General features: G+C 60.5%; 15 protein-coding genes. 12 read left to right on the top strand and 3 right to left on the bottom strand.

Annotated elements, in window-relative coordinates; all coding sequences use genetic code 11:
- Positions 1-138: 138 nt before the first annotated feature.
- The 3 genes from moaA (at position 139) to ACMNI9_RS07595 (ending at position 2,881) form a co-directional block, all read left to right on the top strand.
- Entirely contained in the window at positions 139-1,140 is a 1,002-nt protein-coding gene (gene moaA / locus ACMNI9_RS07585; protein WP_216528919.1) for a GTP 3',8-cyclase MoaA, read from the top strand.
- A gap of 116 nt (positions 1,141-1,256) precedes the next feature.
- Positions 1,257-1,754 (top strand): cyclic pyranopterin monophosphate synthase MoaC, encoded by a 498-nt coding sequence (gene moaC, locus ACMNI9_RS07590; RefSeq protein WP_216528918.1) that lies wholly within the window; start codon positions 1,257-1,259, stop codon positions 1,752-1,754.
- Between the two features lie 206 nt (positions 1,755-1,960).
- The gene (locus tag ACMNI9_RS07595) at positions 1,961-2,881 is read left to right on the top strand and encodes a diacylglycerol/lipid kinase family protein (protein WP_418831446.1); all 921 of its coding nucleotides are present in this window, start codon (positions 1,961-1,963) and stop codon (positions 2,879-2,881) included.
- A 111-nt stretch (positions 2,882-2,992) separates the two neighbouring features.
- Here ACMNI9_RS07595 and ACMNI9_RS07600 read toward each other — a convergent pair whose 3' ends face one another.
- Both ACMNI9_RS07600 and bfr read right to left on the bottom strand, forming a co-directional pair.
- Positions 2,993-4,159, bottom strand: a complete 1,167-nt coding sequence (locus ACMNI9_RS07600) for a phosphoglycerate dehydrogenase (RefSeq protein ID WP_418831448.1) — start codon at positions 4,157-4,159, stop codon at positions 2,993-2,995.
- 281 nt (positions 4,160-4,440) lie between these two features.
- Positions 4,441-4,905 carry a bacterioferritin gene (bfr, locus tag ACMNI9_RS07605; RefSeq protein ID WP_114567779.1) on the bottom strand — a complete coding sequence of 155 codons (465 nt, stop codon included), beginning with the start codon at positions 4,903-4,905 and terminating at the stop codon, positions 4,441-4,443.
- A gap of 236 nt (positions 4,906-5,141) precedes the next feature.
- Here bfr and ACMNI9_RS07610 point away from each other — a divergent pair, with 236 nt between their 5' ends.
- The 9 genes from ACMNI9_RS07610 (at position 5,142) to ACMNI9_RS07650 (ending at position 13,610) form a co-directional block, all read left to right on the top strand.
- Complete coding sequence (locus ACMNI9_RS07610) at positions 5,142-5,942, top strand: YebC/PmpR family DNA-binding transcriptional regulator (protein WP_114567778.1); 801 nt, start codon at positions 5,142-5,144, stop codon at positions 5,940-5,942.
- Positions 5,943-6,208: 266 nt separating this feature from the next.
- Complete coding sequence (gene ruvC, locus ACMNI9_RS07615; protein ID WP_225748792.1) at positions 6,209-6,832, top strand: crossover junction endodeoxyribonuclease RuvC; 624 nt, start codon at positions 6,209-6,211, stop codon at positions 6,830-6,832.
- The gene (gene ruvA, locus ACMNI9_RS07620; RefSeq protein WP_216528916.1) at positions 6,829-7,419 is read left to right on the top strand and encodes a Holliday junction branch migration protein RuvA; all 591 of its coding nucleotides are present in this window, start codon (positions 6,829-6,831) and stop codon (positions 7,417-7,419) included. The genes ruvC and ruvA overlap by 4 nt, the downstream gene beginning before the upstream one ends.
- A 39-nt stretch (positions 7,420-7,458) precedes the next feature.
- A complete protein-coding gene (gene ruvB / locus ACMNI9_RS07625) occupies positions 7,459-8,523 on the top strand; it encodes a Holliday junction branch migration DNA helicase RuvB (protein WP_418831450.1) in 1,065 nt (354 codons plus the stop codon).
- A 97-nt stretch (positions 8,524-8,620) separates the two neighbouring features.
- Positions 8,621-9,121, top strand: a complete 501-nt coding sequence (locus ACMNI9_RS07630; RefSeq protein WP_216528914.1) for a hypothetical protein — start codon at positions 8,621-8,623, stop codon at positions 9,119-9,121.
- A 189-nt stretch (positions 9,122-9,310) separates the two neighbouring features.
- On the top strand, positions 9,311-10,810 hold the full coding sequence (locus ACMNI9_RS07635; RefSeq protein WP_418831452.1) for a helix-turn-helix transcriptional regulator: 1,500 nt from the start codon (positions 9,311-9,313) through the stop codon (positions 10,808-10,810).
- Between the two features lie 254 nt (positions 10,811-11,064).
- The gene (locus tag ACMNI9_RS07640; RefSeq protein ID WP_418831454.1) at positions 11,065-12,747 is read left to right on the top strand and encodes an FAD-dependent oxidoreductase; all 1,683 of its coding nucleotides are present in this window, start codon (positions 11,065-11,067) and stop codon (positions 12,745-12,747) included.
- Positions 12,740-13,243: a hypothetical protein gene (locus ACMNI9_RS07645; protein ID WP_418831456.1), complete on the top strand. Its 504-nt coding sequence runs from the start codon at positions 12,740-12,742 to the stop codon at positions 13,241-13,243. The genes ACMNI9_RS07640 and ACMNI9_RS07645 overlap by 8 nt, the downstream gene beginning before the upstream one ends.
- A gap of 163 nt (positions 13,244-13,406) precedes the next feature.
- Positions 13,407-13,610 carry a cold-shock protein gene (locus ACMNI9_RS07650; RefSeq protein WP_102375198.1) on the top strand — a complete coding sequence of 68 codons (204 nt, stop codon included), beginning with the start codon at positions 13,407-13,409 and terminating at the stop codon, positions 13,608-13,610.
- 164 nt (positions 13,611-13,774) lie between these two features.
- On the opposite strand, the gene ACMNI9_RS07655 is transcribed toward ACMNI9_RS07650, so the two are convergent.
- On the bottom strand, positions 13,775-14,021 hold a 247-nt coding region (locus ACMNI9_RS07655; protein WP_418831458.1), incomplete at its 5' end, for an S-adenosylmethionine:tRNA ribosyltransferase-isomerase.

Here is a 14,021-nt window from a genome sequence, read left to right on the forward strand (position 1 = left end):
TTTCGCTTTCTCGGACGCGCGGCCGGTTGCGATCGGCCGCGATCGAGCTTCTGTGGTGCGATTGCGAAAGAAGTTCGACTCATAATGCTGGATCATGTCCTATACTATATCCTCAGACGAGAAGGGAGCGTGGTCTCCATGAAGGATACCCATGGTCGTACCATCGATTACTTGAGGATATCGCTGACGGATCGCTGTAATTTCCGTTGCATTTACTGCATGCCCGAAAAGGGCGTTCAGTCGCTTGCCCACGAGGACATCCTGCGCATCGAGGAGATAGAGCAGGCGGTGCGCGTGGCGGCCGGAATGGGCATCAGGAGCATCCGCTTGACCGGCGGAGAGCCGCTTGTTCGTCTGGGCGTGGCTGATTTGATTCGCGCTATTTCCGATACGCCCGGCATTGAGAACGTGTCCATGACCACGAACGGCGTCTTGCTGCCCAAGATGGCGGACGAGCTGAAGAATGCGGGATTGTCGCGCGTGAACATTTCCCTGGACACGCTCGATCCCGACCAGTTCCGCCAGGTCACGCGCCGAGGCGAGCTCCAGCAGACGCTCGACGGCATCGATGCGGCTTTGGAGGCTGGGTTCAATCCCGTCAAGATCAACGCGGTGGCCGTGCGCAGCTTGGACCAGGACTACCTGGCTTTCGCGAAGCTTTCGATCGATCGGCCGCTGCACGTTCGCTTTATCGAGTACATGCCCGTCGGCGAAAGCTCTGGCGGCCACGGGTGCGGTTGGGGCAAAGAGGACGTGGTTCCAAGCGAAGAGCTGTTCGACATCATCAACGAGCGTGCTCGTGCTGCGGGCATGGACGAATTGGTTCCTGCCGGCACCGATCGCCCGCTTGGATGGGGTCCCGCGCGCTACTTCGAGTTTCCGAACGCGCAGGGTACGGTGGGCTTCATCAGCCCCTTGTCGCGCCACTTCTGCAGCGAGTGCAACCGCCTGCGCCTGACGGCTGATGGCAAGCTTCGTCCGTGCCTGTTCTCGGACGACGAGTACGATTTGCGCACCGCGCTGCGCGAGGGCGGCGAAGCCGAGCAGCGCGCCGTGTTCGCGCGCGCGTTGGGGGCGAAGCCCGACGAGCACCACGACAAGGTGGGCACCGAAAGGGGCATGAGCCAAATTGGCGGGTAGCGGCTTTCGGCGATCCGCGGATTGCCGAGCCGTGTTTTCCGTTCGCCCTTCTTGCAGGCTTGCGAGTGCCAGCCTGCGGTTTTCAACCTGTGAGTTCACGAACCAAGGAGCACCTTATGACCGATCAGCACCTCACCCATATTGACGAGAACGGCGCCGTGCGCATGGTTGACGTGTCGCAGAAAGCCGACACCGAGCGCGTTGCCGTGGCGGAGGGGTTCATCGCCATGCAGCCTGAAACGCTTGCGCTCATCGTCGAGGGCAAGGCTGCGAAGGGCGACGTGCTGGCGTGTGCGCGCGTGGCCGGCGTGATGGCCTCGAAGCGCACGAGCGACCTTATTCCCATGTGCCATCCGCTCAACATCACGAAGGCGAAGGTTGAGTGCGCCCCCGTAGCCGAAGGGGAGCGCGCAGACGGGATTGTGGGCGTTCACGTGACGACCACCTGCGGCGTTACCGGAAAGACGGGGATCGAGATGGAGGCGCTGACCGCGGCCAGCGTGGCGTGCCTTACGATCTACGACATGTGCAAGGCCGTCGATCGCGGCATGGAGATCATGGACGTGCGCCTGCTCAAGAAAGACGGCGGCAAAACCGGTCTGTGGGAGCGCTAAGGTTTCGCGCGGACCGCATAGGGCGCACAGGACTTGCCAGGTGCGTGGAGGCGGGGTCGAGCATTGCTGCTCGGCCCCGATTGTCGGCCGGGTTTGGGATTGGACGCATCTGCCCGGCGGCTTCTTTGCCGAGGGATCCCTTTCGCCTATAATGCGAAACCTATCGGGGCGCTATGCCCCTGCTTTTCGGGAATGGAAGGATCTTCATGTCGCCATCCGAGGGAACAATTCTGCTGATCGCGAATCCTGCGGCGCAAAACGGCAACGGAGCGGCGGCTGCCGACCGGGCGGCTGCCGCCCTGCGTGCGCAGCTGGGCGAGGATCGGGTGGTTCTTGCTCGCACGGCGGGTCCGCGACATGCGTCCGAGATCGCCGAGCGTGCCGAGGGTTGTTCGACCGTGGTCGCATTGGGCGGAGACGGCGTTATCCACGAAGTAGCCGGCGGGTTGCTTCGAAGGCCGCTCGATCGTCGCCCTGCGCTGGGGGTTGTTCCTGTGGGGTCGGGCAACGACTACGCGCGCACGTTGGGCATGTCGCACAAGGTTGACGAGGCGTGCGCGCAGGTGCTGGCGGCGCAGGCTCGTCCGGTGGACGTGGGGCGTGTGAACGACGATTGGTTCCTTGAAACGCTTTCGTTCGGATTGGATGCCGCCATCGCTCACGATACGGTGGATCGTCGCGTGCGCACGGGGCGGACGGGCGCGCTCCTCTATATGGAAAGCGGCGTCGACCAGCTGCTGCACCATCTTGATCTATACCGGTATCGCGCTTCTTTCGACGGAGGCAAGGCTGTCGACTCGCAATCCATCATGTTCGCCGTGCAGATCGGGCCGTATTACGGTAGCGGATTCAAGATTTGCCCGGATGCGCTTGTCGATGACGGGTTCTTGGACGTTTGCATTGCGCATCCTCCCGTGAGCGTTGCGCGCGCTCTGTGCATCTTCATGCGCGCCAAGGATGGCAAGCATGTGGGGTTCAAGCAGGTCGAGCTGCGGCGCTGTCGCACGTTGCGCGTGGAATTCGACCAGGCGCCGCCCGCTCAGGTGGACGGCGAGCGCCTGAGCGGGTGCACGTTCGACATCTCCGTGGACCGAGGCGCCTTGCATGTGCTGATGCCCATGGCGTGAAGCCGGGCGGTCCGCGCCCGCAGCATCAGATCGGCCGGCCCCGCAAGGTTCGCGGAGCCGGCCGATGGCGCTTTGGCGAGTTCTTTGATGCGACGGCGAATAGGCGAGGCGCTACTTCACCACGCGGACGCGACGGACGCCCTCGATGGCGGCCAGCTTCTCGACGGCGGCGTCGGGAGCGGCGGCGTTCAGGTCGAGCAGGGTGTAGGCGGCTTCGCCTCGCGCTTTGTTCGTCAGGTTGTCGATGTTGACGCCGGCATCGCCGAACACGTTCGTGATCTGGCTGATCATGTTCGGCACGTTCGCGTGCAGCACGGCCACGCGGCCGCCCTCGGCCGGGCAGGGACCCATGTCGCAGGCCGGGTAGTTCACCGAGTTCACGATGTTGCCGTTTTCCAGGTAGTCCATCGTTTGGCGCACGGCCATGACGGCGCAGTTGTCCTCGGCTTCGGCGGTCGAGGCGCCCAGGTGCGGCAGCACGATGGCGCGCTCCATCTTCATGACGGCGGGGTTGGCGAAGTCGGTGACGTAGGCGCCCACCTTGCCTGCGGCGAGCGCGGCGGCCATGGCCTCGTCGTTCACCAGCGTGTCGCGCGAGAAGTTCAGGAACACCGCGCCGTCTTTCATGAGCGAGCAGGCGCGTTCGTCGATCATGCCGATGGTGCCTTCCATGGCGGGCACGTGGATGGTGATGTAGTCGCACTCGCGCAGCAGGTCGTCCAGGTTCGTTACGTGGCGCACCGAGCTGGACAGACGCCAAGCTGCGCCTACCGATACGTACGGGTCGTATCCGTACACGTCCATTCCCAGGTCGATGGCTGCGTTCGCCACCAGAGCGCCGATGGCCCCCAAGCCGATGACGCCCAGCTTCTTGCCCTGGATCTCGCGTCCGGCGAACGCCTTCTTCGCCTTTTCGGCGGCTTTGCCGATATTGGGATCGTCCGCATTGTCGCGGCACCAGGCGATGCCGTCCACAACGCCGCGGCTGCCCAGCAGCATGCCGCACAGCACCAGCTCCTTTACGGCGTTCGCATTGGCGCCGGGGGTGTTGAACACCACGATGCCCTCTTCGGCGCAGCGGTCGAGCGGGATGTTGTTGACGCCGGCTCCCGCGCGGGCGATTGCCAGCAACTCTTGCGGGAACTCCATGTCGTGCATGGCCGCGCTGCGAACCAGGACGCCTGCGGCCTGGGACAGGTCGTCGGTCAGGGCGTAGTCGTCGGTCAAAAGGTCGGTTCCGTAGGCGGAAATGTTGTTCAGGCAGTGGATGTGGCGCATGGCGTCTCCTTCGAAAGGTGAAGCGCGGCGGCTTCATCGCCCGACCGCCGCAGTTTTGGCACAATGGTTTCATACTGCGTTCGGCGTTTGCCGTTGTCAACAAAAACCATGCGTACGTCACTTTAGGCCGGTGGAGTGGTTGCTGGGAAGCCAGCGCGGCTCGGATTGCGGGGCGCTCGAACCCCATGCAGCAAGGCGGGAACGCTGCGCTCGCGCGAGCAGCCGCCGACCCCGCGAGGGATGGGCGGCTGCTCGCACTGCTTGGCGGTTTGCCCGCGGCTCTAGTTTTGCGTGGAAAGGAAGATCTGCAAGGACATCTGCTCTATCTGGTCTTGAAGGTCTTCAAGTTCGTCAACGTGGCTGTCTTCGTCCTGCAGAATGGACATCAGCATGTCGCGCGTGGCGTAGTCGAGCACCTGCCCGGCAAGCACGATGGCTTCGTTGTAGTCCCGCACCGTGTCGATTTCCGCTGCATGGTCGTTGTCGATTTGCTGGGGGACGGTTGCGCCGATCTTGATCTCGTTGAGGTTGGACACGATGGGCGTCCCTTCAAGGAACAGGATGCGTCCGATGAGCATTTCCGCATGCTTCATTTCCGCGATGGCTCGTTTCTCGAAACGTGCGTGCAGCTTTTCGTAGCCCCAGTCCTCGCACATTTCGGCATGGACCATGTACTGGTTGACTGCGGTCAGCTCTCCGGCGAGCAAGTCATTCAACGCTTGGATGAGTTCTTGGTTTCCCTTCACGGCGGTGCTCCTTCCGTTGATGTTGCCGGGGGTCGTCGAAAACCCTCGTCTTTAACGATTGTATGGACTCGGCTAGCGTCTGCGGGCATGCGTTCGGTATCGTAGGCGTGCTGTGGCCATCTTGATACCGATCGATATTTTCAACCGTGTTTTTGAAAACCCTGCAAATGCGAACAGGGGATAAGGCGTGTGTGCTAGAATAAGCGGCTGGTATTGCAACATCGGAAGGGACGCATATGTCAGGGCATTCTAAATGGGCAACTACAAAGCATCGCAAGGCTGCGCAGGACGCTAAGCGCTCGGCCTTGTTCTCCAAGCTGTCGCGCAACATCACGGTGGCGGCCAAGGAGGGTGGCGACCCGAACCCCGACAACAACGCGTCGCTTGCTGCCGCCATTGAAAAGGCCAAAGGCTACTCTTTGCCGAAGGACAAGATCAAGGTCGCTATCGACAAGGCCTTCGGTTCGGGCAAAGATTCCGCCAACTACGAGACGGTCGTCTACGAGGGCTACGGCCCGTGTGGCGTGGCCGTCTACTGCGAAGCGCTGACCGACAACCGCAACCGTACGGCTGCCGATGTGCGCGCGGCGTTCAGCCATTCCGGCGGCAACCTGGGCACCTCGGGCTCGGTGGCGTTCATGTTCGAGCGCAAGGGCCAGATCATGGTGGCGAAAGAGGTCGAGACCGGCGATAAGAAGAATCCCGTGAGGCCCAACGGCGCTGCAGCCGACGAGGAAGAGTTCATGTTGGCCGTGGCCGAGGCCGGCGGTGACGACTACGAGGATGCCGAGGACGAGTGGATCGTCTACACGGGTCCGACCGATCTCATGGCCGTGAAGAAGGCTTTGGAAGAGGCTGGCGTCGTCACGAAGGGCGCCGAGCTGACCATGGAGCCCACCACGCCTGCGGCGGTGAGCGTGTCCGACGCGAAGAAGGTCATGCGCTTGGTGGACAAGCTGGAAGAGCTCGAGGATCTTCAGAACGTCTACCATGCTATGGACATCACCGAAGAGATTGCCGCCGCGCTCGACGAATAGCGCACGCAGCATACGATCAAAGCCGCCGCGATCAGAGCATCTGCGGCGGCTTTTTTGTTTTCCAGGTCGAGGTTCGACCGCGCGGAAACGCTGCTGCGTCTTGGATGCGACGACGTTCGACGGGTTGTGCGCTTTGTCGAGTCAAGCTTGATATTTTCCCTCGGTTCGTTTCGTTTTGTGATAGGATAGGAACGAACATACGTTTGTACTATATAACGATGTGCTTGCGGCCGCGTAGCTGCGCAAGCGTGGTGGGAAAGGGTCAAATGACGCAGGTGCAGCGAACGATTCTCGGTATCGATCCCGGTTTGGCCAACACCGGCTGGGGAATCGTGTCTCAGTGCGGGGCGCGTCTTTCCTGCGTCGCGTACGGCTGCATCTCCACTTCGAAGGATATGCCGCTGGCGCATCGCCTCATGAAGATACATCGCCAGATGGGCGCGGTTATCGCCCGTTTCGAGCCAACGTGCGCAGGCGTGGAAACGGTATGGTTCGGCTCGAACACCCAAAGCGCGTTCGCCACGGGTCAGGCGCGCGGGGCTGCATTGGTTGCATGCGCCGAGCGAGATCTTCAGGTGGGGGAGTTTTCTCCCAGCCAGATAAAGCTTGCCGTCGTGGGAACGGGCTCTGCTGACAAAGACCAGGTGCAGTACATGGTGCGTCAGCTTTTGGCGCTTGAGGCCGTTCCTCGTCCCGACCACGCAGCCGATGCGCTGGCTGCTGCGATCTGCTTTACCACTCATGAGGGTTTTGCGGATCGCGCGCGATCCGCGCAGGCGGCGGGTCGCATCGCTTCGCTTCGGCAGGATCGCGAAAGCTGCCCGACGCGTGCAGCGGATGTTGCCCCGGCACGGTTTTCCGTGCCATCTTCCGGAAAGGAGACGGCATGATCGCATTTTTGAAGGGCACGCTTGCCGGAAAGACTACGACGACGGCGTATATCGAGGTGAGCGGCGTTGGATACGCCGTGGGAATGTCCCAGGCAAGCTTGTCGAAGCTGCCGGAAGCGGGGTCTGCGGTTGAGGTGCATACGTACCTGCAGGTTCGCGACGACGGGCTTTCGCTGTTCGGATTCCTCTCCCTTGAGGAGAAGGCGCTGTTCGAGCGCTTGATCAGCGTGAGCGGCGTGGGACCGAAGGTCGCCTTGGCGGCTCTTTCGTCGTTCACGCCGTCCGGGTTGGTTTCCGCCATTTCGGCACAGGACGTAGCGGCGGTTCAGCGGATTCCCGGCGTGGGGAAGAAGACGGCTTCCCGCATCATCCTCGAACTCAAGGGATCTCTCGATCAGGGATTGGCGGGGCTTTTCGACGAAAACGAGGCTGCGCCGGTTCAGGCCGAGAGCCTGAAGGGCGCGCACGAGGCGCTTCTGTCCATGGGCTTTACGGCGGCGGAAGCTGATCTTGCGTTGAAGGGATCGCCCGAAGGTGCCGACGAGGGCAGGCTGTTACAATACGCATTGAAGCGTTTGGGCGCGTAAAGAAGCGCGCGACTACCGGTGCAAGGCGGAATGGACGGCATGACACGCGAAGACATCGAAATAGAGGGCCTGGTGTTCTCGGCCGAAGACGCGACCGCGCACGGTGCGTCGCGCACGGTTGCGCCTGATCTGACGGAAGACGATCTGGCGCTCGATCGCAGCCTGAGGCCGAAGCGCTTGGGTGATTACCTGGGGCAAACGAAGGTCAAAGAATCTCTTGCCATTTTGATCGAAGCGGCGCAGGCTCGCGGCGACGTGGTCGACCACATCCTGTTCTCGGGGCCTCCGGGCTTAGGGAAAACGACGTTGGCGACGGTGGTCGCCAACGAGTTGGGCGCGAATATCAAGACGACGAGCGGTCCCGCCATCGAACGTACGGGCGATCTGGCGGCCATACTGACGAACCTCGAAGAGGGCGACGTCCTGTTCATCGACGAGATACACCGCCTGAACCGCATGGTCGAAGAAGTTCTGTACCCTGCTTTAGAGGACTTCGCGCTCGACATCGTGGTGGGGAAGGGTCCCGCTGCGCGTTCGATTCGCCTGGATCTTCCTCGATTCACGCTGGTGGGCGCTACCACGCGTACCGGGCTGCTGACCGGTCCTTTGCGGGACCGTTTCGGCATCGTGTTCCGGCTTCAGTATTACACGCCCGCAGAACTGGGTTCCATCGTGCAGCGTTCCGCGTCTATTTTGGGGGTCGACATCGCGCAAGACGGTGCGCTGGAAATCGCTCGTCGCAGCCGAGGGACCCCACGTTTGGCGAACCGCCTGCTCAAGCGCGTACGCGATTGGGCGCAGGTTCGCGGCGACGGCATGATCGACGAGGACGTCGCTGCGCAGGCTTTGAGCTTTTTCGAGGTGGATGCCCTGGGCTTGGATGCGGTGGACAACCGTATTCTGGAGTTACTCGCGGTGCAGTTCGGAGGTCGTCCTGTGGGACTCACCACGCTGGCCTCGGCGTTGTCGGAAGACCCCGATACGCTTGAAGACGTGTACGAGCCGTTTCTTATGCAGCAAGGCCTTATGATCCGCACGCCGAAAGGCCGTCAGGCTACGGAGCGAGCGTATCATCATATTGGAGTGCCCGCTCCGACTGCTTGACGGATGCGGATTAGAGCGCGAAGCCGGTTTGCAACCGACGGGGCCGCTGACGCGACCTGTCGGGTGCGCTGCCCCTTCGCTTTGAAAGGATGCCGCCATGCTTGAGCAAGACTATCTGATGCGCATTATCCTGCAGTTCGCAGAGATCGTCCGTCGCAGCTGGACGAAGGCGAAAGACGAGCACGACCCCAAGCGAGCTGCTGATATGTTGGAGGATGCCGTAGGCCAAGCCACCGATATGGACGGGGCGGCTTTGCTCTCGCTCGCTCCCGAGTCTATTGCGTCGGTGATGCAGATATCGGGAGTCGACCCGCGGGTCACCGAGTACATCGCCCGCAGCTTGCTTCTGGCTTCGGGCTATCTGCGCGAAGCCGGCGAGTTCGAGCTTGCCGCCGTGCGCGAGGGGCAGGCGCGCGCCATAGCCGCCGAATACGGCTTCGAGCTGCCAGCCAGCCCCGAGGATCTGGCGTTGCTCATGGACGAGGTCGATGCCGAGTTGGCGCAGGCTGCGGAGCCGTCTTTGGCCACCATGGGGTTCGAGGGTCCTGCCGAGCTGGCGGATCCGCTTGTCGAGAAGGCGAACGGGCAGCGGGAATAATTCGACCCATGTGCGTTGGCTTGGAACGTGCTTTTGCCGCGGCGTTCGAGCGGTGGGGTTCTTGGCGACTTGCCTCGTCGGGACCCTGTTTCGGTTTGAACAAGCTGGTTTTTTCGACTTGATCGGCAGTCGTCACGGCATAGTGGTTTATGATATCGTGAAAAAGGGGATAGATTTCGGGAGGGCTTCTTGTCCATAAACAAGGCGAAAACGCTCATGCGATCGCTTCGCTGGTACCATATAGGCTTCGCCTTTGTTTGGGCTGTTATGTTCGGTGGCTTGTCGATACCTGTGGGCGCGATCGGTGACTATGGCGCGTATCGTGTATGTCAGCAGGTTTGCGTGATAGCCGCGGTTCTCGTCGCGATGCTTATCGAGCGCTTCCGTATGCCGTTTCCTCCCTTGTGCGGCGTCGCGGCGGGTTTGGGATTGGGCTTAGGCGCTCTCGTATTTCATCTCGAGTTCTCTTTCGGCGTTTCTTTATCTGGTTTCTCATGGGTGTCGGGCATGCTCGTCGGATGCTCGGCAGGCTTTTTCTATGCATTGTGGCAGCAGTTTTTCGCCTCTGAGGGCGCGTCTCGCACGGCTATCTATATTCCTCTGTCCGCCGTGTTGTCGGTAGGATTGTCGGCTATTATGCGCGTGCTTCCCGATGTAGCTCAAATTGCATGCGCGGTGGCGGTGTTTCCCGTGCTGGCGGCGGTGTCGTTGAGGGCGAGCCTTGCGGAAATACGACTGCCTGATCCGCCTCCTCGCATGACCCGCGCTCTTGCGGCATCGACGGCGCGCGATCTTTGGAAGCCTGTGTTCTGCACCTGCGCGATCGGGCTTGTCTGGAGGCTCGTATCCGCGCTTTTCTCGGTTCCGGCGGATGCGTCGTCGAATGCCGGCATTGCGGGGCTTGCTCTTGCAGCTGCGGTCGTGCTTCTGATAGAGCTGGTCTCCGATCGGGGATTCGAGGCTATGCGCGTGTACCAGGTTCTCTTCCCCCTGGTGACCGGCGCGTTTATGTTGCCGTCGCTTCTTGGCGTGCAGTACGCTCCCGTAGTGGTTGGCATGCTGTTGTTTGGTTTTGAGGTTTTGAACTTGCTTCTTATCGTTACGTGCGCGGTGTATGCAAGCGAGCGAAACGTCCCGGCGGTTCACGTGTACGCCCTGTGCGTGGGGCCAACGCTTGCGTCCATGTTCGTTGGGGATATCCTGGGAACCCGGCTCAATCCTATCATCGCATACGATTTCGCCTTAGGCGTTAACGTTCTGTTCGTCTGCGTGTACGCTTTGTCCCTGGTGCTGTTCCTCATCTCCTTCAGGCGCAGCCGGCGAAGTTCCACCGCCTTGCAAGGGGAGTCGATCCCGTTTGACATGGCGGTTGTGGGCGCCAGCGAACCTTTGACGTCTGCGGTTTCTTTGGATCCTGAACCCGAGCCTTCTGCCTCGACGCAGAAAGAGGCGCCCGACTCTTCGGACATCGGGCTGCTGCTCGATGCTCGCATCGAAGCGCTTGGGCTTTCCGAGCCGTTCAGCAAACGCGAGCGGGAGGTTGTCTCGCTTGTTCTTCGCGGTAACAACGTTCCCGGCATCTCTCGAAAGCTCTATATTTCCGAGAATACGACTCGCGATCACATGAAGAGCATCTACCGAAAAGCCGGGGTGCATTCTCGTCAAGAGCTTATCGATCTGTTCGACTAGCCTTTGCTTTTGAGCCGAGGTTGGCTGGAGGCAAGGCAGTACTCCGGCCCTGTCGGTCAAGCGACAAAAGTCGACCTCGACTCCACCCCCCCCCCATAGTTTGGGGGGTATTTACGTATAGCCAGATCGCAGTGGAAAACACCATAAAGTATGGGATGCGTGCACCCGCGATCCCGCCTTAAGATTCGATGCGTTTCGCGGCAATGCTGCTCGTGAAACGCAAAGGAATGAGAATCGAATCAGGAGGGAACATTATGGGAGAGACGAAAGGCATCTCGCGTCGAAACTTGCTGAAAGGCGCTGCTTTGAGCGCTGCTGGCGTCGCGGCGCTGGGCGTGATGGGCTGCAGCCCGCAGGCGGCGGGTTCTGCCGAGGGCGGATCTGTGTCCGAAACGGGCGAAGGGGGAAAACACACGTGGGAGATCAAGCCCGAACCTATTTCTGCAGACAAGATCAAGGAAACCGTGGATACCGAAGTCCTTATTATCGGTGGCGGTTATTCGGGGACGTGCTGCGCCCTCAGCGCTGCTGAGAACGGGGCGAAAGTCGTTCTGGTTGAGAAGGACGCAATGCTCAACGGTCATGGCGTGGGCGGCACCGGCGCTATCGCTTCGCGAGAGCTTGACAAACTGAATATCAGCTTCGACAAAGCGATCGAAATGGAGCGCTGGGTTTCCACCTGCGGTAACCGTTGCCGCGAGTCTCTTGTTGCAAAGTGGTTCCGCGAGTCCGAGCGCTGCATGAACTGGTTCCTCGATCTTGCAGAGAGCAATGGAGCGAAGTGCATGGTCACCGTGGGATCGCGCAGCGTCGTTCATCCTGAGATCGACTGCTACCATATGATTGCCGGTGGCCAGATTTTCGAGCAGCACACCATGGCCGATTTCGTCGAATACTTGTTTGAATCCGAGGCTGTGAAGCACGGAGCCCAGTTCGTATACGAAATGCCTGCCGTGCAACTGGTCCAGGACGATTCCGGCAAGGTGACGGGCGCGGTTTGCCAGAACAAAGACGGCGATTACGTGCAGTACAATGCCAGCAAGGGCGTCGTGCTGGCTACCGGCGACGTAAGCTACAACGACGAGTACCTCGATGAGTTCGCCCCGATTGCCAAAAAGGTCATGACGCGTCTCTGCTCGGACCAGGGCAATGTGGGCGACGGTCACAACATGGCCGCCTGGGCCGGCGGTTCTTTTCAGGACGGCCCCTGGCCCACGATGATGCATCCGCAGGCAGCCGCTACGTTCCATGGCCCGTTCCTGTTCGTGAATCCGGAAGGAAAGCGCTTCATGAACGAAGCAACCTGGGTTCAAGGCAAGTGTGTGGGCGTGATGGTGAACGGCGGCTCCGATCATGCTTGGTCGGTGTTCGACGCGAATTGGCAAACCGACCTGCTGGACAGCCTTCAGTATGGCGGAGGAATGTTCTGGGATAGTTTCCGCGCTTACGGCACGGACTACCAGGCAGCCGTCGACTCCCATGCGAAGGGCGTCGAGTCCGGGCTTGAGAAGACGCCCGCATACTTCAAGCGTGCGAACACGCTTGAAGAGCTGGCCGAAATGATGGAAGTCGACAAGGACGAGTTCCTGGCTTCCGTCGATCGTTACAACAAGCGCTGCAAGGAAGGGGAGGACACGGACTTCTACAAGGAGAGCCACTTCCTCTATCCTATCGAAGAAGGCCCCTTTACGGCATGCATGGTGGCCCCCGGTTTGCTGGCCGTTGTCGGCGGCATCCACGTTTCCGATAGCTTCGAGGTTCTGAACGCCGAGAATCAGCCCGTCGAGGGTTTGTACGCCATCGGCAACTGCTCCGGCGACATGTACGCGTACGACTATCCCATCAACGTGCAGGGCAACAGCCATGGTCGATGCCTTGTCGAAGGCAAGTGCCTTGGCGAGCAGCTTGCCGGCGTGTACCAGGAGATCGGTGCCTAACATGGCAGGCGATTCGCAACACTGCGCTGCATGCGAAGCTCAAACGGACGAGGCGTTTTCCCGCTTGCAGGAGTTGGTGGACGCATTGCCCGCTATGGAGGAAAAGGGACGTTTGCTCGTGCGCGCCAAGCAGGCGGAAAGCGTCGTACGGCAGGCTGAGAGTTTCCAGACATGCAAGTCTTTGCTGGGGCAAGCAGACGATCGGCTGGCTGAAGCTCGAAGCGCTTTGGTTCAAGCGGAGGCCGTGGAAGAGGGCGTCGACGAGGCGCGTCGGGCCGTTCTGCATGCAGCGTCCTTGCGCGGTTTTCGCGTAGGCCCCCTGCAGAACGCTGAAACGATGCTGTGCGAATGCCTTGCTTCGAGTCCGTTCGCGAATCTGGACGAAGCGCGGCTCGCATGCATGGAGAAGACTGTGCTTGCGGAGCTTGAAAAGGAAGTTTCTGATTATCGCGAATCGTATGCGGAGGCTTTGAAGCTATGCGAGTCGCTCGTTTGATCAACGAAACGGTAAAAAAGGCGCTAAAAGAAGATTCCCAGACCTTTTCACTGTTCCATAGCGTATAGTAGACACGTGCCCTCGAGGTGAGGGCGAGTGTTGCGGCCATGCAGCACACAGTGTTACCTTCTCGAGGGATCGGGAAGAGGAAAGAGGATTTAAAATGGCGGAAGGTACTGTTAAGTGGTTCAACCCCGAAAAAGGCTATGGCTTCATCTCCCAGAATGATGGCGAAGACCTCTTCGTGCATTTCTCTGAGATCAAGATGGACGGCTTCAAGACCCTTGACGAAGGTGCTGCAGTGCAGTTCGACGTCACGACCGGTCAGAACGGCAAGCTCCAGGCCAGCAACGTGACGAAGGCATAAGCAGACTAACTTATAGAATGCTGAAATGGCCCCGCAAGATGCGGGGCCATTTTTTTGCGTTTGATCGGACTGGGCGACGTTTGCAGACTGGCGTGCGGCGCCCGAACCGCCAATGGAGGACGGACCGCGTCGCTGGAGCGCGCGGTCCGTCGAACTCGTACTTGTTATTGGATGAACATAGCGTCGCCGAATGAAAGCAAGCGATAGCGCTCGGCGATGGCGTGTTCGTATGCCGCCATGACGTTTTCGCGCGAAGAGAAGGCGGATACCAACATCATGAGCGTGGATTTCGGTACGTGAAAATTCGTGACCAGGGCGTCTACCACGTGGAACTCGGATCCCGGCAGCAGGTAGAGCGAGGTCGCCTCTCGCTCGCGCGGCGTAACGGTACCGGCCTGCGGGTTCCAGGCG

The sequence above is a fragment of the Paraeggerthella sp. genome (genome assembly GCF_048427265.1).
GTDB lineage: Bacteria > Actinomycetota > Coriobacteriia > Coriobacteriales > Eggerthellaceae > Paraeggerthella > Paraeggerthella hominis.